The sequence below is a fragment of the Aurantimonas litoralis genome (assembly GCF_026153195.1).
Lineage (GTDB): Bacteria > Pseudomonadota > Alphaproteobacteria > Rhizobiales > Rhizobiaceae > Aurantimonas > Aurantimonas coralicida.
On the sequence record NZ_JAPFBM010000005.1, the window covers coordinates 210,667 to 227,728 of the forward strand.

At 68.3% G+C, this 17,062-nt stretch carries 17 protein-coding genes; 5 read left to right on the top strand and 12 right to left on the bottom strand.

What is annotated here, in order from left to right:
• Positions 1–225: 225 nt before the first annotated feature.
• Together N7I30_RS12925 and N7I30_RS12930 are read right to left on the bottom strand one after the other, a co-directional pair.
• Positions 226–639, bottom strand: coding sequence for a universal stress protein (locus tag N7I30_RS12925; RefSeq protein ID WP_498639344.1), 414 nt, complete (start codon positions 637–639; stop codon positions 226–228).
• A gap of 178 nt (positions 640–817) precedes the next feature.
• Positions 818–1,705: a LysR family transcriptional regulator gene (locus N7I30_RS12930; protein ID WP_187389968.1), complete on the bottom strand. Its 888-nt coding sequence runs from the start codon at positions 1,703–1,705 to the stop codon at positions 818–820.
• 127 nt (positions 1,706–1,832) lie between these two features.
• Here N7I30_RS12930 and N7I30_RS12935 point away from each other — a divergent pair, with 127 nt between their 5' ends.
• Positions 1,833–3,332 carry a CoA-acylating methylmalonate-semialdehyde dehydrogenase gene (locus N7I30_RS12935; RefSeq protein WP_188075211.1) on the top strand — a complete coding sequence of 500 codons (1,500 nt, stop codon included), beginning with the start codon at positions 1,833–1,835 and terminating at the stop codon, positions 3,330–3,332.
• Positions 3,333–3,402: 70 nt separating this feature from the next.
• On the opposite strand, the gene N7I30_RS12940 is transcribed toward N7I30_RS12935, so the two are convergent.
• The 6 genes from N7I30_RS12940 to N7I30_RS12965 form a co-directional block, all read right to left on the bottom strand.
• Complete coding sequence (locus N7I30_RS12940; RefSeq protein WP_498639347.1) at positions 3,403–4,566, bottom strand: OpgC family protein; 1,164 nt, start codon at positions 4,564–4,566, stop codon at positions 3,403–3,405.
• A gap of 64 nt (positions 4,567–4,630) precedes the next feature.
• Positions 4,631–6,424, bottom strand: coding sequence for a glucans biosynthesis glucosyltransferase MdoH (gene mdoH, locus N7I30_RS12945; RefSeq protein ID WP_277024637.1), 1,794 nt, complete (start codon positions 6,422–6,424; stop codon positions 4,631–4,633).
• A gap of 64 nt (positions 6,425–6,488) precedes the next feature.
• Positions 6,489–6,806: a hypothetical protein gene (locus N7I30_RS12950; RefSeq protein ID WP_498639350.1), complete on the bottom strand. Its 318-nt coding sequence runs from the start codon at positions 6,804–6,806 to the stop codon at positions 6,489–6,491.
• Positions 6,803–8,365, bottom strand: a complete 1,563-nt coding sequence (locus tag N7I30_RS12955; protein ID WP_228239162.1) for an OpgD/OpgG family glucan biosynthesis protein — start codon at positions 8,363–8,365, stop codon at positions 6,803–6,805. The genes N7I30_RS12950 and N7I30_RS12955 overlap by 4 nt, the downstream gene beginning before the upstream one ends.
• A 178-nt stretch (positions 8,366–8,543) precedes the next feature.
• Positions 8,544–9,512, bottom strand: coding sequence for an aldose epimerase family protein (locus N7I30_RS12960; RefSeq protein WP_498639353.1), 969 nt, complete (start codon positions 9,510–9,512; stop codon positions 8,544–8,546).
• An 88-nt stretch (positions 9,513–9,600) separates the two neighbouring features.
• Positions 9,601–10,089 carry a MarR family winged helix-turn-helix transcriptional regulator gene (locus N7I30_RS12965; RefSeq protein ID WP_029702777.1) on the bottom strand — a complete coding sequence of 163 codons (489 nt, stop codon included), beginning with the start codon at positions 10,087–10,089 and terminating at the stop codon, positions 9,601–9,603.
• A gap of 280 nt (positions 10,090–10,369) precedes the next feature.
• Here N7I30_RS12965 and N7I30_RS12970 point away from each other — a divergent pair, with 280 nt between their 5' ends.
• Complete coding sequence (locus N7I30_RS12970; RefSeq protein WP_228239159.1) at positions 10,370–10,780, top strand: dihydrofolate reductase; 411 nt, start codon at positions 10,370–10,372, stop codon at positions 10,778–10,780.
• A gap of 15 nt (positions 10,781–10,795) precedes the next feature.
• Here N7I30_RS12970 and N7I30_RS12975 read toward each other — a convergent pair whose 3' ends face one another.
• Genes N7I30_RS12975 through pabB form a run of 3 tightly spaced genes read right to left on the bottom strand, consistent with a single transcriptional unit; the run spans position 10,796 to position 13,627 of the window.
• Positions 10,796–11,650, bottom strand: coding sequence for an aminotransferase class IV (locus tag N7I30_RS12975; RefSeq protein ID WP_498639356.1), 855 nt, complete (start codon positions 11,648–11,650; stop codon positions 10,796–10,798).
• Complete coding sequence (locus tag N7I30_RS12980; protein WP_498639358.1) at positions 11,631–12,227, bottom strand: anthranilate synthase component II; 597 nt, start codon at positions 12,225–12,227, stop codon at positions 11,631–11,633. The genes N7I30_RS12975 and N7I30_RS12980 overlap by 20 nt, the downstream gene beginning before the upstream one ends.
• Positions 12,224–13,627, bottom strand: coding sequence for an aminodeoxychorismate synthase component I (gene pabB, locus N7I30_RS12985; protein ID WP_498639360.1), 1,404 nt, complete (start codon positions 13,625–13,627; stop codon positions 12,224–12,226). The genes N7I30_RS12980 and pabB overlap by 4 nt, the downstream gene beginning before the upstream one ends.
• 161 nt (positions 13,628–13,788) lie before the next feature.
• Here pabB and N7I30_RS12990 point away from each other — a divergent pair, with 161 nt between their 5' ends.
• The 3 genes from N7I30_RS12990 (at position 13,789) to N7I30_RS13000 (ending at position 16,486) form a co-directional block, all read left to right on the top strand.
• A complete protein-coding gene (locus N7I30_RS12990) occupies positions 13,789–14,082 on the top strand; it encodes a hypothetical protein (RefSeq protein ID WP_498639362.1) in 294 nt (97 codons plus the stop codon).
• Between the two features lie 114 nt (positions 14,083–14,196).
• A complete protein-coding gene (locus N7I30_RS12995; protein ID WP_498639364.1) occupies positions 14,197–15,465 on the top strand; it encodes an NAD(P)/FAD-dependent oxidoreductase in 1,269 nt (422 codons plus the stop codon).
• A 19-nt stretch (positions 15,466–15,484) separates the two neighbouring features.
• Positions 15,485–16,486 (top strand): 4-hydroxyproline epimerase, encoded by a 1,002-nt coding sequence (locus tag N7I30_RS13000; RefSeq protein ID WP_498639366.1) that lies wholly within the window; start codon positions 15,485–15,487, stop codon positions 16,484–16,486.
• Between the two features lie 72 nt (positions 16,487–16,558).
• On the opposite strand, the gene N7I30_RS13005 is transcribed toward N7I30_RS13000, so the two are convergent.
• Entirely contained in the window at positions 16,559–17,053 is a 495-nt protein-coding gene (locus N7I30_RS13005) for a YciE/YciF ferroxidase family protein (RefSeq protein ID WP_498639368.1), read from the bottom strand.
• Between the last annotated feature and the right edge of the window lie 9 nt (positions 17,054–17,062).

Below are 17,062 nucleotides of genomic sequence, written 5' to 3' on the forward strand. Positions count from 1 at the left end.
CAAACCGATCGCGACGCTGAAACTAAGACGGCCGGACTTTGCCCTCCCTTCCGTGAAGGAAATGTAAAATTGACAGTAATGACAGGTCGTCAGGCGCGATGGCCGTCGTGCCGGCCGGCGCCCGGAGCTCTTCCCTGAACGTGTCGGCATCGGCGGTGCGACGCGCCGCCACTGCACAAAACTGCGGCGGCGGTTTGCAGCGGATGCGGCGCCGGGGCGCTCCGGTCAGCGCACCACGAAGACGGATGCGGAGGTGTGCGTGGCCAGATGGCCTGCATGGGATGTGAAGAGATGGTCCGGCAGCCCCGGCACATGCGAGGCCATGACCACGAGGTCCGCGCCGCATTCGTCGATCGCGTCCAGAAGGGTGCGGCCCAGCTCGACGCTCGGATCGTGGCGGACATAGGCCTTCGACGTCTGCTCGACGCCGTGGTCGCGGGCCTGGCCCGCCGCAAAGGCCTCCAGCTTGCCGGCATATTCCTCCGGCGTATGGGCGACGCCGGACGGCGCGTTGGAGGTCACGCCGACATAGTGCACGGGGATATTGTAGAGGCTGGCGAGACCGGCGGCCGTCTTCAGCGCCTTGTCGAGCTTGACGGCATGGGTGAGGTCCACGGGGATCATGATCCTGGCATACATGGCGGTCTCCTTCGCGTTCGGGCTCCGACCGATATGCGCATGGCGCGGCGGCCGAAGGATTGACGGCGATCAAGTGTCCGTCCGGATGCTCGCGATGACCCGGAGGTGCGTCCGCTGGTCCAAGGTCACATAAGACCCGCGGCCCTCGCGTCGAACTCGCGGCGAGGTGAGGCGCCGGTCAGCCGGCGGCGAAGACCGCGCGCTCGGCGCTGACGCAGTCGCGGATGAAGTCGGCGACGGCGGCGATCCGCCGGATGTCGCGAACGCTCTCATGGTAGACCAGCCAGTAGCTGCGATGGATCGTTTCCTCCGGCAGGATACGCGTGAGCTGGGGGCGATCGGCGGCCATGAAGCCGTGCAGGATGCCGATCCCGGCGCCGGCGGCCACGGCCTCGGTCTGGCCGATCGCGCTCGACACCTCGTAATGCGCCGGCCAGTGGGCGACGATGTCGGTGTGGTAGGCGAGCCGCGGGCTGTAGAGGAGGTCCTCGACCGCGCCGACGAGACGGTGCCGGCCGAGCTCGGCGAGCGAGGCCGGGGCGCCATGGGCGGCGATGTAGCCGCGTGAGGCATAGAGCCCGAGCGCATAGTCGGTGAGCTTGCCGGCGACGAGCCGCCCGGCCTCGGGGCGGGCGACGGTGATCGCGATGTCGGCTTCGCGGCGCGAGATCGAAAAGGCGCGCGGCACCGGCACGAGCTGGACGGTGAGGTCGGGATGGCGTTCGGTCAGTCGCCAGAGGCGGGGGGCGAGGAACGCCGTGCCGAAACCGTCGGGCGTTCCCACGCGGACGGTGCCGGAAAGCGCCAGTTCGGTGGCGCCGATATCGGCACGCGCCGCCAGCATGGCCGCTTCCATGCGCTCGGCCTGTTCGAGGAAGTCGCGGCCGGTGGGCGTCAGCTCGCAGCCATTCGGGCGCCGGTCGAGCAGCCGGGCGCCGAGGGCCGTTTCGAGCGCCGTCAGCCGCCGGCCGACGGTTGCGTGGTTGAGTTCCAGCCGCCGCGCGGCCGCCAGGATCTGACCGGCCCGCGCCACCGCGAGAAACAGCCTGACATCGTCCCAGTTCACGTCCGATCCTCTCCAATCCGCGCCAAAGACTTCAATCTACGCACAACGGATGCGCAAAGAGAAGGATTGGCTTTCGCCGCTGCCTGCGCGAAGACTGAGGGCAACACCCGCAACAGGAGGAAACCGGATGGAACAGATCGGACATTTCATCGGCGGCAAGCGCGTCGCCGGCACGAGCGGCCGCACGGCCGACGTCTTCAATCCGGCCACCGGCGAGGTCCAGGCCCAGGTCGCGCTGGCGAGCGCCGACGAGCTGACCGCGGCGGTCGCGAATGCCAAGGCGGCGCAGCCGGCATGGGCCGCAACCAACCCGCAGCGCCGCGCCCGCGTGATGATGAAGTTCGTCGAGCTTCTGAACCGCGACATGGACAAGCTGGCCGAGGTGCTGTCGCGCGAGCATGGCAAGACCATTCCCGACGCCAAGGGCGACGTGCAGCGCGGCCTCGAGGTCGCCGAGTTCTGCATCGGCGCGCCGCATCTCCTGAAGGGCGAGTTCAGCGAGGGTGCCGGCCCCGGCATCGACCTCTATTCGATCCGCCAGGCGCTGGGCGTCGTGGCCGGCATTACGCCGTTCAACTTCCCGGCGATGATCCCGATGTGGAAGTTCGCCCCGGCGATCGCCGCCGGCAACGCCTTCATCCTGAAGCCGTCCGAGCGTGACCCGTCGGTGCCGATCATGCTGGCCGAGCTGATGATCGAGGCCGGCCTGCCGGAAGGCATCCTCAATGTCGTCAACGGCGACAAGGGCGCGGTGGACGCGATCCTCGACGATCCGGACATCCAGGCCATCGGCTTCGTGGGCTCGACGCCGATCGCCCAGTACATCTATTCGCGCGGTTGCGCGAACGGCAAGCGCGTCCAGTGTTTCGGCGGCGCCAAGAACCACATGATCATCATGCCGGACGCCGACATCGACAAGGCGGCAGACGCCCTGATCGGTGCCGGCTACGGCGCGGCCGGCGAGCGCTGCATGGCGGTGTCCGTGGCCGTTCCGGTCGGCAAGGAGACCGCCGACCGCCTGATGGAGAAGCTGATCCCGCGGGTCGAGGCGCTGAAGATCGCGCCCTATACGGCCGGCGACGATGTCGACATGGGACCGCTGGTCACCCGCGAGGCGCAAAAGCGCGTGCTGGGCCTGATCGACCGGGGTGTCGAAGAGGGCGCCAAGCTCGCCGTCGACGGCCGCGGCTTCAAGATGCAGGGCTACGAGAACGGCTTCTTCGTCGGCGCCTGCCTGTTCGACGACGTCACCAAGGACATGGATATCTACAAGACCGAGATCTTCGGTCCGGTCCTGTCGGTGGTGCGCGCCAAGGACTACGAGGAAGCAATCGACCTGCCGATGAGCCACGAATACGGCAATGGCGTCTCGATCTACACCCGTGACGGCGACGCCGCCCGCGACTTCGCCAGCCGCATCAATATCGGCATGGTCGGCGTCAACGTGCCGATCCCCGTGCCGCTGGCCTATTACACCTTCGGCGGCTGGAAGGCCTCGGGCTTCGGCGACCTCAACCAGCACGGCCCGGACGCATTCCGCTTCTACACCCGCACCAAGACGGTCACGAGCCGCTGGCCGTCGGGCATCAAGGACGGTGCCGAGTTCGCCATGCCGGTCATGCGGTAAGGACCGACCCAGACGACCGAATGCAGAACGGGCGCCATCGGCGCCCGTTTTCGCATGTCGGGAAAGATTGTCAGACCGGGCGGCGTGTCTTGAGGATCGGGGCCAGCGGCTCGTCCGGCGTGGCGATGGCGCCGCGTGCGCTCTCGCTGGCCGCCTCGCTGCTGCGGACCGTGACCTTCTGGGCAACGCGCCACCAGTCGAGATAGCGCGCGAGGCCGAAGAGGATCGCGAGACCGGCCAGCACCATCGGCGTGTCGAACCAGATCGACGGCTCCGAACCATGCTTGAGCACCTGGCCGCACAGCGACAGAACGGTGCCGACGGCGAAGACCGGCAGCGAATGCCGACCCAGCATGGTGAAGATGTTGTCGCGCGAGATGTTGGCGAAGGGCGAGGTCGCCGCGGCATTGGCGAAGAGGTAGCAGATCGCCATCACGTGCAGCAGCCGGGTCAGGCTGACATAGGTCTTGTCGAAGCCGGTGATCAGCACCGGCAGCGGGCTCTGGCCCCAGACCCACCACAGGCCGAAGCGGATGGTCAGGAAGGCCAGCAGCGCATAAGCGAGCGCCAGCGCGTAGAGCCATGGCCGATAGGGCACGGCGACGCCCGTCTCGCGGCGGTTCAGTCCGCAATAGAGGCCGACGGCGAAGATCAGCTGCCAGGAGAACGGGTTGAAGAACCAGCCGCCGGGCAGCGGGAAGGCCGGCACGTCGATCGCCCAGACATAGGCGACGATCCACATCAGCACGGCGCTGGCGAGCATCGCGCCGCGGCTGATCTGCGCCAGCGCCAGATGCAGCGGCAGCATCAACAGGAGCACGCAATACATCGGCAGGATATTCACATAGCCGAGCTGGTGGCCGAGGCCGGCAACGCCGATCATCGTTTCCATCGGCATGGTGATGAAGGAGCGCAGCCCGATCGTGCGCATCATGTCGCCATAGCCGAGCGCCAGCGCCGCCCAGGAGAAGATGCCGATGGCGGCCACGGTCAGGGTGATGTGGACGAGGTAGAGCACGCCCGCCCGGCGCCACGCTTTCAGCGTCGCCGCGACCCGTTCGCCCGCCAGGAACAGCGGGGCATAGGCATAGGCCGAGGCGAAACCCGCCAAAAAGACGAACAGCTCGGCCGCGTCGGAGAAGCCGAAATTGCGGGAGGTGAAGTTCTCCCAGACATTGCCCGGGATGTGGTTGACGAAGATCATCGCGAGCGCGATGCCGCGCCAGAAGTCCACCCGGTAATCGCGGGGTGACTTAAAGGCAGTACGGGTGACAGCGGTCATCGTCTCGGGGGCAGCCTCATGCGGGATCGGGCAGCACCGGTGCCACCGACACTGTGGCTTTCTCAAGGTCGGCACCGGCCGAAAGACGGGCCAGCCGCTCCTGCCAGAGGGCATAGCTGCGGATCACCGGCTCGGGATCGGACTCGAAGGGCGTCTCGAACAGGCGCTGGCGACGCACCCAGTCGCCCAGCGCCGGGTTGCCGGTGGCGCTGATCAGGACCGGCGCCGCAACGAGCGGCAGCGCGATCGGCAAGGTCCATAGGACGAGGTTCGGGGCGTAGTTGATCGTGGCGAACAGCACGAGGCCGCCGGCCAGCACCATCCACCAGCTCGCCTTGAAGGCGGCGTCGAGCGGCAGGCTGCCGTCAGCGCGCTCGGTCGAGGGCCAGCCGGCATCGGCGCCGATCAGGATCTCGGCCACGGCCTTCGACTGGAACATCATCATCACCGGGGCGAGGATGCTGGTCATCACCAGCTCCGCCGTCGCGCCGGCCAGCACTGCCAGCGTTCCGCCGAACCGCCGACGCCGGGCGGTGAAGGCGCTGCCGACCGCGATCAGCGTCTTGGGCAGGAGCAGCAGCACGAAGATGCCGAAGAGCAGGAGCAGCGCCTTGCCGGTTTCGGGGCGCGGGAACACCGGGAACAGGGAATCGGCCGGGAAATAGTTCGGCTCCGGCGCCAGGATCGGGTCGAGCAGGCTGACGATCAGGAACATCAGCCAGATCGGCGAGGCGGCATAGGCCATGATCCCGCTGGCCAGCGAGACGCGGCTCCACAGCTTCAGCCCCGGCGCGGCGAGGAGCTTGCCGTGCTGGAGGTTGCCCTGGCACCAGCGGCGGTCGCGCTTGGCATATTCGATGATGTTGGCCGGGGCTTCCTCGTAGGAGCCCTCGAGATCCGGATCGACCTGCACCTTGTAGCCGGCCCGCGCCAGAAGCGCCGCCTCGACGGAATCATGGCTGAGGATATGGCCGCCGAAGGGCGGACGGCCGTGCAGGTCGGGCAGGCCGCAGGACGCCGCGAAGGCGCGCACGCGCAGGATGGCGTTGTGGCCCCAGAACGGCCCCTCGCGGCCCTGCAGCACCGCGATGCCGCGCGAGAAGACCGGCGAGAACAGGGCTGCGGAAAACTGCAGCGCACGCCCGAACAGGGTGCGCCGGCCAATGATCAGCGGCTGGGTCTGCAACAGGCCGAGTTCGGGGTCGCCATCCATCCGGGCGACCATCTCGACCATGGTCTCCGGCCGCATCAGGCTGTCGGCGTCGAGCACCAGCATGTAGTCGTAGGCACCGCCGCTGGTGGTCACGAAGTCGGCGATGTTGCCGGCCTTGCGGCCGACATTCTTCTCGCGGTTGCGGTAGTAGAGCCGGCCGGCCGCGCCGAGTTCGGACAGCAGCATGTCGACGCCGCGCCGTTCGGCGGCGACGTTCTCGGCCCGGGTGGAATCGCTGAGGATGTAGAAGTCGAAGGCGTCGAGCCCGCCGATGCTGCGCAGGCCCTCATACATGGCACCGACGCGCGCCAGCACCGCTTCGGCGTCCTCGTTGTAGACAGGGACGAGGATGGCGGTGCGGCTGACATGGCCGGGCAGCGCCCGGCGGCGCGGCGGCGCGCCGGACGACATGATGCCGGCCAGCGCCATGTTGAAGCCCCAGGCGAGCCAGAGGCAGCACAGCACGAGCAGGCTGATCTGCACGATGTGCAGATAGGTCACCCCGTTCACCGTCACGACGATGAAGAACAGCGAAGCTGCGATCGCCGCCAGCACGACGGAGGCCAGGGCGAAGAGAAGACGCTGAGCCGTGATCAACGCGGTGTCCGTCGGTGAGATGGTGCCACGGCCCGGATCAGACCGGGCCGTTCAGGCATGGTGATCAATTGCGGTCGGCGGAAAGGCGGCCGAGCGAGATCGTCGGGAAGCGCAGCGGCCGGCCGGTCAGCGGCTGGATCGGCATCGTGAGCCGGGCCACGGGCGGCGGCACGGCGACCGTGCGCACGAAGGTCAGCGACGCCGCATCGCCCTGCATGGCAGCGGCCAGCACGCGTTCGGCGTCGTCGGCGCGTCCGCTCGCGGCAAGGCGCGTGCGCACGGCGTCCAGTACGACATCGTCGTCCAGATCGGCCCGGCCGATCAGCCGGCCGGCATTGGTCTCCTGCATGGAGCGGCGGTCTTCCGTTGCAAAAACGGTCATGTCCTGTTCGTCCATTGATAGAGCCACGTCTCACTGACAATGCGCTGCAGCATCGAAAGTTTCACGCGAAGTTCAGCAGGCTGTGAATCGGTCTTCTCGAGTTCCAGGGCGACGCGCCAGCCGCCATTGGGCAGCCGGGCGATTCCCGAATGGATCAGCCGGGTGTTGTCCGGCACGTCGATCAGGGGCTCGATCTGGGCATCGGCGGGCAGCTTGGCAATGCTGCCGCCCTCGAAATTGATGGCGATGCGATGGGTCGACAGGTCGGCATCCGCGGCGTTGCCGCCGACGCCGATGAAGGTGCCGGTGACCTTGGCCTGGTTGTCCTCGGGCTCGACGTCGAGGCCCCAGTGCATCCGGTAGCTGAACTCCATCGCGCCGCCGGCTTCGGCCTTGGCCTCGGGCACCCAGAAGGCGACGATGTTGTCGTTGGCTTCCGAATCCGTCGGGATCTCGACGAGCTCGACGGTGCCCTTGCCCCAGTCGCCCAGCGGCTCGATCATCAGCGAGGGTCGCAGTTCGTACCGGGCCTCGATGTCCTCGTAATGGGAGAAGTCGCGATCGCGCTGCAGGAGGCCGAAGCCGCGCGGGCTGGTCTCCTGGAAGTATGACATCGCCAGGTTTTCGGGGTTCTTCAGCGGCCGCCACAGCTTTTCGCCATCGGCCCGGCGAATGCACAGGCCGTCGCTGTCATGGACCTCGGGGCGGAAGTCGTCGCGGCCGAAGCGGTCGTTCTCGCCGAAGGTGTACATGGAGGTCAGCGGCGCGATGCCGACGCGGTTGACGTCGGTGCGGAAGAACAGCCGGGTGGTCACGTCGATCGTGGTCTGCGGGCCCGGCGTGATCAGGAAGGAATAGGCGCCGGTGAGGCTCGGGCTGTCGAGCTCCGCCATCAGCCGGATGCGTGAATCGCCCGGCTTCGGCGCGTCGATGTAGAAGGCGCTGAAACGCGGGAATTCCTCGGTCTCGCTGGTCGCGGTGTTGATGGCGAGGCCGCGGGCCGACAGCCCGTAGCGGGTGCCGGTGCCCAGCGCGCGGAAATAGCTCGCGCCCAGGAAGGTCACCAGCTCGTCGAAATAGTCCGGCCGTTCGATCGGCGCGTGGATCCGGAAGCCGGCGACGCCGTCCAGCGGCAGGTCCTGGAATTTCGAGGGATCCAGCGGCGGCCGGTATTCGAAATCTGAGGGCGCGAAATCGTGGCGATTGTAGACGCCGTTCTGCCCGACGAAGACCTTGGTGGTCTCCTTGAACACCCAGCCGGGATAGAAGGCCTGCAGGTGGAACTCCACCGGCTCGGCGCGCCACAGGGCATGGTCCGGCCGGAAGCGGATCGCCCGGTGCTCGTCGTAATTGAGGTCGAGGATTTCCTGCGGCAGGTCGTTGGCCGGCGCGCTGTAGGATTCCCCGGCGCGCTGCTGCATGCGCGCGGCCAGCTCATCGAAGGTGAACGGCGCATCGGGCGCGCCGACGGTTGCCGGCTGGCGGGCCGGCGGCGTGGGAGCCTCCGTCTCCTGGGCAAAGCCGGGACGGGGCAGAAGCGCTGCGAGGGTGAGGGCCACACCTGTCTTCAGCGCGGTACGGCGGGACGCAAAACTCTTGTGATTCACGGGCTGCTTGTGAGTTTGAGAACAGACACGAAGGCGTGAGCATAGGCACAATTGCGGCGATTACATAGCCGCCGCGCACAGGCTTGTAGGCCCGGATGATGAACGCTTCCTGACGAGGGCAGGGCGTGTGTCAGCCGGCGGAAAAACGGTAGAGGCTGTGATGGCGATAGGTCTCGCCCGGCCGCAGGATCGCCTGGGGAAACTCGGGCCGATTGGGCGAATCCGGCCAGCCCTGGGGCTCAAGCGCCAAGGCCGAGCGGCTGCCGATCGCCACCCCGCCATGGCCCAGGATCGAGCCGTCCAGCTTGGCGCCGTCATAGACCTGCAGGCCGGGCTCTGTGGTCGAGAGCGTCAGGGTGATGCCGCTGGCCTCGCCCTCGAGCCGGGCGGCAAGGCGCGGCTCCGGTGCCGTCGTGTCGGCCAGGCAGAAATTGTGGTCGAGCGGATCGGGGGCCTCGCCCACCAGCCGGCCCGCGCCGAAGTCGAACGGCGTGCCCGCGACCGGTGCGATCGCCCCCGTCGGAAGCGCCGCGGCGTCGATCGGCAGATAGCGATCTGCCGCCAGCGTCAGTCGGTGGCCGCGAATGTCGTCGCTGCCGTCGAGATTGAAGTAGAAATGCGTCGTCAGATTCACCGGGGTCGGGCGATCGCTGGTCGCCTCGTAGCTCACCGACAGCGTCTGGTCCGGTAGGATCGCGAAGCGGGCGGTGATGTCGACGGTCCCGGGATAGCCCTCGTCGCCATCGGCCGACACGAGGCTCAGGGTCAGCGCGTCCGGGGCGCGCTCGACGATGGTCCAGATGCGCGTCGAGAAGCCCTTCGGACCGCCATGCAGATGATTGGGCGGGTCGTTGCGGGCGAGCTGGGAGCCTCGACCGTCAATGGTGAAGCGACCTTCGCCGATCCGATTGGCGAAGCGGCCGATGGTGGCGCCGAGATATTCGCGGTTGCCGGTTGTGTAATGCTCGGGGTCGGCGGCGCCGACGACCAGCGAATGGTCAAATCCGTCGAGGTGAACGGCCCGGACCGCTGCGCCGGCTGTCGCAATCTCGGCGCTGAGGCCGCTGCCGGCAATCGTCACGAACTCGCTTATCGGCATTGTCCCCTCCGCTGCCGCAAGCCGGCGATCGCGGAATAGGCAGTGCCGGGGCGCGCGTCAATCGAGCGCCCGCGTGGCTGCCGCGCGCCTAGCGCAGGCGTCGCAGCTTCTGGGTCAGGATATCGCCGGTGCGCGTCAGGGAACTCTGCAGCACCTGCAGTTCGTCCTGCGTCAGGGACTGAGCGAGGTCGATCTCGAGCCGCTGCCAGACGTTCCGTACGGTCGCCTGCACCCGCTCGCCGTCCGGGGTCAGCTGCACCATCGTGCGGCGCGCATCGGCACTGTTGGCCGAGCGGGCGACCAGCCCCTTCTCGATCAGCCGGTCCAGCATCTTGGACACCGTGGAAGGCCGCACCGAGAGCTGTTCGGCCAGCGCCGACACGCTGACCGGGGCGAGGGGATCGAGACGGTCGAGGAGCTGGTCCTGGCCGGGATGCAGTCCGATATCGGCAAGAAGCAGGGCAAGAAAGGCCCGGGTGGACTTGGCGATCGACAGGAGCGACGGCACGATCACCGGCGTCATCATTGTCGAAGGATCGGTGTGGACCGATGCTGTTGTCTGTGTGTTCGTATCCATGATCCCGGTTAACCGTTAGCCGAGGGCCGGTCCTTAAACTGCTATATTCTTCGCACGAAAAAGACAGCCATACATAGTATCCGCAAGGCTGGCAGTTCGTAGCGCGCGACGGGCGGCCGGCACGGCCCGAACGTTGCTGACGCGGGGTCCGCGGTGTTTGTCGAACGAGAAATTCCGCGATCGGTTCCCGGTGAACAATGGCCTCGCCGCGCCGAATCTGGCATCAGACCACAACCCGAGCGCGTCGTCGGTCGACGTGCGGCACAGAGGAGCGGGACGCATGCCCGACGTCAGGGTCATCTGCGCGATCGGCCGGAGCGGACAACTCGGCCTCGATGGCGGCATGCCGTGGGAGGGGCGTCCCGAGCGGGTCTACACCGAGGATGTCGAGCGCTTTTTCGAGATCACCCGCGGTCATGTGCTGATCGCCGGGCCCAAGACCGTCGCGTCCTTCCCGGATTTCGCCCGCAAGGACCGCACCATCGTGGAAATCCGCTCGTCCGACGATCCGCAGGCGGTGCTCGAGAGCTTCGGCGAGCGGGTGGTCTATATCGGTGGCGGCCCGGCGGTCTGGGACGTCTATGCGCGCTATGTGCGCCACTGGGACATCAACACACTGCCCTATGACGGCGAGGCCGATACCTGGTTCGATCCCGCCTGGCTCCTGGCGGGCGGCACGACGCAGCGCTGAGGCGGGCGGCTCGGCTTAGCCGGGCAGCACCGCTCTGCGCTCGCGCGGATCGACCCCGCATTCCTCCGCGATGGCGGCGCAGAGCCCTTCCATCAGCGCGCGCAACGGCGGGGCCGGCCTAACCGGCCCATCGAGGCTGGCCGGGGCGATGAGGCGCAGGCTGTTGGTCAGGACGATCCGGCCCGCCGCGAGATCGGGGAGCGTCAGGGACCTTTCGACCGCCGACAAGCCGAACGCGCCGGCATTGTCGAGAATCCAGCCCCGCACGATGCCGTCGAGGACGCCGTCGTCGCGTGGCGGCGTGACGAGCTCGGTCCCCGCCAGGGTGAAGACATTCGCCAGCGCCGAACAGGCGACGCGACCCGCCCCGTTGAGGAACAGCGCCTCGTCGGCACCGGCCTGCCTTGCGGCATGGTTGGCAAGGACGCTGTCGAGATAGGCCAGCGATTTCACCCGCGCCGTCGGCGAGGTCTCGTTGCGGCGGATCTTAGAGACCTGAAGCCGCAGCGGCGCGAACATCATCCCGGGGGCAAGCGGCGCCGTGGTGCCGATCAGCGTCGGCTGCGGATCGGCGGGAAAGGCGAGGCCGCGGGCGCCGGGGCCGCGGGTCAGCGTCAGGCGGATGGCCCCGTCGCCGCGTCGCTCGGCCAGCGCCGTCATCGCCAGTTCCAGCGCCGCGCGGTCCGCCGGAATCGCGAGGCCGGCCGCCGCGGCCATCAGCCGGTCGAGATGGGCCTCCTGGCGAAACACCCTGCCGCCCAGAACCAGCGACGTGTCGAACACCCCGTCGGCAAGGGTCAGGCCGCGGTCGTTCGCGGCAACGGCGCCGGGGGCCGGCGCAAAGCCGCCGTCAATCCAGATCTCGTCCACGCCAACGCTCCGCCAGGGACAGGAAATTCTCGAAGATCCGTTCGCCGCGATCGGTCAGCACGGATTCGGGATGGAACTGGATGCCCCAGGTCGGGTGCGTGTGGTGCGACAGGGCCATGATCTCGCCCTCGTCCGAGCGGGCGTCGATGGCGAGGTGATCGCGCATTGCCGGCGTCTCCTCAACGATCAGCGAATGATAGCGCCCGACCATGGTCGGTTGCGGCAAACCGTCGAAGAGGTTCGCCGCGTCATGGGCGATCCGCGAGGCACGGCCATGCATGGGCTTGAGCGCCCGGGTCACGGTGCCGCCAAAGGCCTCGCCGATGACCTGATGGCCGAGGCAGACGCCGAGGATCGGCACGCGGCCGGACAAGTGCCGCACCAGGTCGAGCGAGATGCCGGCTTCGCGCGGCGAACAGGGACCCGGCGAGATGATCACCGCCGAGGGCGCAAGCGTGTCGATCTCCTGCAGTGTGACGGCATCGTTGCGCACGACCTCGATGGCGCCGCCCAGCCGTTCGAGATAGCGGGCGACGTTGAAGACGAAGCTGTCGTAATTGTCGACGACGAGGATCATCGCGGGCCGTCCTTCGCGCCGTTCCCGTCGTCCGCGTCGAAGGCCGCGAAGACGCGGGTCGCCTTGGTGAAGGTCTCCTCGTATTCGGCCGCCGGGTCCGACAGGACGGTGATGCCGCCGCCGGCCGACAGCCGCGCCGTGCCGGCCTCGAAGCTGACGGTGCGGATGGCGATGTTGAGGTCCATCGCCCCGTCGAAGCCGAGATAGCCGATGGCGCCGCAATAGGGGCCACGGGCGGTGTTCTCGATCTCGGTGATGATGTCCATGGCCCGGATCTTCGGCGCGCCGGTGATCGAGCCGCCCGGAAAGGTCGCGGCGATGAGGTCGCCGGCGGTCCGGCCGGGCCGAAGTGTTCCGGTCACCACCGAGACCAGGTGATGGACCGAGGCGTAGCTTTCGAGGCCGCACAGCACCGGCACCTCCACGGATTCGGAGGTGCAGACGCGCGAGATGTCGTTGCGCAGGAGATCGACGATCATGACATTCTCGGCCCGGTCCTTCTCCGAGGCCAGCAACGCCTCGGCCAGCGAGCGGTCTTCCTCCGGGTCGGCAGAACGCTTCGCCGTGCCCTTGATCGGGCGGGTCTCCACCGTGTCGCCGTCGCGTTTCAGGAAGCGCTCCGGCGAGGAGGACGCGATGGCGAGGCCCTCATGCTCCAGATAGGCGCCGAAGGGTGCGGCATTGGTCCGGCGCAGCCGCAGATAGAGCGCGAAGGGATCGAAGGCGGCGGGCAGTCTGGCGGTGAAGGTCTGGGCGACATTGGCCTGGTAGATGTCGCCGGCCAGAATGTAGTCGCGCACCTTCTGGATCGCCGCCCGGTAGTCGTCGGCAAAGAAATTGGAGCGCCAGTCGAGGCCCCCCGGCCGGGCACCAGTACCCAGCGCCGGCGCCTCAGTCTCCAGCGCGGCACGGAAGCGTGCGATGCGCGCCCGGGCTGGCACGTCGTCGCTTTCGCCGGCCCGGCGCGCGCCGACCACGAAGGCGCGGTCGGCTTCGTGATCGAAGGCGAGAACCGTGTCGTAGAGATCGAAGCGCAGGCTGGGCTTGGCCGGATCGAGATCAGCCGGCGCGGCGAACGTTTCCAGATGCCGGGCGAATTCGTAGCCGATGAAGCCGACGGCGCCGCCCTGAAAGGGCGGCAGATCGGGATGCGCTTCTTGGCGATGGGCGGCAAGGACCGCGTCGAGCGCCGCCAGCGGCGGGCCGTCGAGGCGGTGTCCATCGAGCATCGCACCGTCGGCATCCACCGTGAACGCGGCGAAGGGCGCGGCGGCGACATAGGAATAGCGCCCCAGCGTTTCGTGGCGCATGGCGCTGTCGAGAAACGCCAGGCCGCCGAGGGACCTCAGCCGGGCCGCTGCGATCTGCGGCGCAAGGGGAGCGATCTCGTCATACACCATCCCCGGCAGATGCCCTGATCTCCGGGGCCTCGTCAAACCGGTTTCGCCGCCTCGGCCCGGCCGCCCTGTCGCAGCTCGTCCGGCTTCGGACCGGGCCACTGGCGCGGCGGCCCATCGGTGCCATCTATCCGGCCAGCTTGCCTCTGATTCGGAGATCCAGGATGCGATCCACCCTTCTTCTGGTTGCCGTCCTTGCCGGCATTGCCGGCTGCAACAGCACCGCCCCCTATCCCAACGGCTCGCCGATCGTCGGCGCGCGGGTGTCGGCCAATGAGAACCCCCGCGGTTCCGATGCCTTCTGCCGCCAGTATGCCCGCCAGACCGCCGGCAACAGCTACGAGAACCGCATCGACCGCGGGGAGGACGGGTTCGGTGTGCGCGCGCTGACCCGCCAGCGGGCGCTCGACCAGGGCGAGGCCGCCTATCGCCGCTGCCGGGCCGGCCGCACGGACTGACGCCGCCCGCACGGACGTCCCGGCGGAACGGCGCGTGGAGGCCGTCCGCCGCGCCCCTTGTGCATCGGTCGTTCTTGCGGCATCGCTGCGAGGAACCAGTGGCGGGGACAGGCGATGGCGTCCACCAGTGACGGCAGGACAATCGACGCGGATGTCGCGATCGTCGGCGCGGGCATCGTCGGCATCACCGCTGCCTTCGCCCTGCAGGAGCGCGGGCAAAGCGTCGTCCTGATCGAGCGGGGCGAGGTCGCCCACGGCGCAAGCTTCGGCAATGCCGGGGCCTTCGCGTTCAGCGATGTCATGCCGCTGGCCTCGCCGGGCATCCTGCGCAAGGCACCGCGCTGGCTGCTCGATCCGCTGGGTCCCTTGAGCGTGCCGCCGGCCTATCTGCCGACCATTGCGCCGTGGCTGTTCCGCTTCTGGCGCGCCAGCCGCCCCGCCGCCTTCGCGACCAGCTTCGCGGCGCAGGTGGCGATGATGGAACTGGCGAGCACCGAGACCCGGCGGCTGATCGCGGCGGCAGGGCTCGACGCGATGCTGCGCTTCGACGGGGCGCTGGAACTCTACGAAAGCCGCGCCGAGTTCGAGGCGTCGCTGGGGGCCTGGCAGGCGCGCGAGGCCGCCGGCATCGCCTGTCGCCATCTGGACGCCGCCGGCATCGCGCAATTGCAGCCGGGCCTGTCGCCGCGCTTCACCCACGGGACCTTCGTGCCCGGCTGGCAGTCGATTGCCGATCCCTATGATTATGCCAGGGCGCTGGCCGACCGCGTCGTCGAACGGGGCGGGCGGATCGTCCGCGCCGAGGTGCGCGGCCTCACGCCGGCCGCCGACAGGGTGTGCCTGAAGCTGGCGGACGGGGCGGACCTCCTGGCACGACACGCCATCGTTGCGGGCGGCGCATGGTCGAAGCCGCTGGCGGCCGCCCTCGGCGACAGGCTGCCGCTGGAGACCGAGCGCGGCTACAACACCACGCTGCCGCCGGGCGCCTTCGACCTGAAGCGGCAACTGACCTTTCCCGGCCACGGCTTCGTGGTAAGCCGGCTGACATCCGGCATCCGGGTGGGCGGCGCCGTCGAGCTCGGCGGCCTGCACCGCCCGCCGGACTATCGTCGGTCGGCGACCATGCTGGAGAAGGCGAAGCGCTTCCTGCCCGCACTCGACATCACGGGCGGGCGGCAGTGGATGGGGTTTCGGCCGTCCATGCCGGACTCGCTCCCGGTCATCGGGCCCGCGTCCGCGACCGACCGCATGTTCTATGCCTTCGGCCACGGCCATCTCGGCCTGACCCAGTCGGCGGCGACGGCGCGCATTCTCGCCGATCTCGTCACCGGCACGCCGGCGCCGATCAACCTTGCGGCCTTCTCGCCGCGCCGCTTCGCCTGACCTGCCACCGGAGATCCTCATGGCACGCCACAGCTTCTTCTGCCTCGACGGTCACACCTGCGGAAATCCCGTCCGCCTCGTCGCCGGCGGCGGCCCGTTCCTCGACGGGGCGACGATGATCGAGAAGCGGGCGCATTTCATGGCCGAATACGACTGGATCCGCACCGGGCTGATGTTCGAGCCGCGCGGCCACGACATGATGTCCGGCGCGATCCTCTATCCGCCGACCCGCGACGATTGCGACGTGGCCGTGCTCTACATCGAGACCTCCGGCTGCCTGCCCATGTGCGGCCACGGCACCATCGGCACGGTGACCATGGCGCTGGAGCACGGGCTGGTCCGACCGAAGGAGCCCGGGATCCTGCGGCTCGACACGCCGGCCGGCGTGGTCACCTGCCGCTACCGCGAAGAGAACGGCTTCGTCGAGGAGGTCCGGTTGACCAATGTGCCGGCCTTCCTGCACGCCGAAGGCATCGCGGTGGACTGCCCCGGTCTCGGCGCGCTGACGGTCGACATCGCCTATGGCGGCAATTTCTACGCCATCGTCGATCCGCAGCCGAATTTCCGCGACATGGCCGACTTCACCGCTTCCCAGCTTGTCGCCCTGTCCGGCCCGCTGCGCGCGGCGCTGAACGACGCCCATGAGTTCGTGCACCCGGAGACCCCGGCGATCCGCGGCCTGCGCCATGTGCTGTGGGCCGGCGAGCCGACGATGGAGGGTGCCACGGCCCGCAACGCGGTGTTTTACGGCGACAAGGCGATCGACCGCAGCCCCTGCGGCACCGGCACCTCGGCGCGCATGGCGCAATGGGCGGCCAAGGGCCGCCTCGCGTCGGGCGACGATTTCGTCCACGAGAGCATCATCGGCTCGCTGTTCCACGGCCGGGTCGAGGCCGCGGCCGAGATCGGCGGCAAGCCGGCGATCGTGCCGTCCATCGCCGGCTGGGCGCGGCTGACCGGCATCAACACGATCTTCATCGACGACCGCGACCCGTTCCGGCACGGTTTCCAGGTCCTGTAGGCCGTCGACCAGACGAAGAAGGCCGCCGGCGCGAATGCGCCGACGGCCCTGATACCGGCTCTGTCGCGATGCTTACGCGGCGGCCTTGTTGATGCCGCCGGTGGCGATCTGCGTCATCGTCTTGTCGCCGTGATAGGTGGCGTCCAGGCACTTTTGCAGCTTCTGGGCGTCATCCTTCAGGTCGAGACGCTTGGCGAAGGCTTCCAGGCAGCCATAGCCGGCGATCGCGTAATGGGCCATGCGCTGATACTGGGTGATGATCATCGCGTCGCGGGCGTCGGGATCGGTGATTTCCTCCTCGATGCCGTGCGAGCGGGCTTCCTTGACGAGGCCTTCCATGCCCTTGCAGAATTCGCCCGAGGGATCGGCGCCATGGGCGGTGATGATCTCCTTCAGCGTGGCGATGCCGTCCTCGATGCCGGCGACGCCGGCGTCCAGCGCGCTCTTCAGGTCGCGGTCGGTGGCCACGCCGGCGAGCTCGCGGGTGACCTTGGCGGACTGGTTGCAGGCGCTGTGAATGTCCTGCAGCTGGTCGATATAGATGTCCTTGAGATTGGCGAGAGCCATGATGCGTCC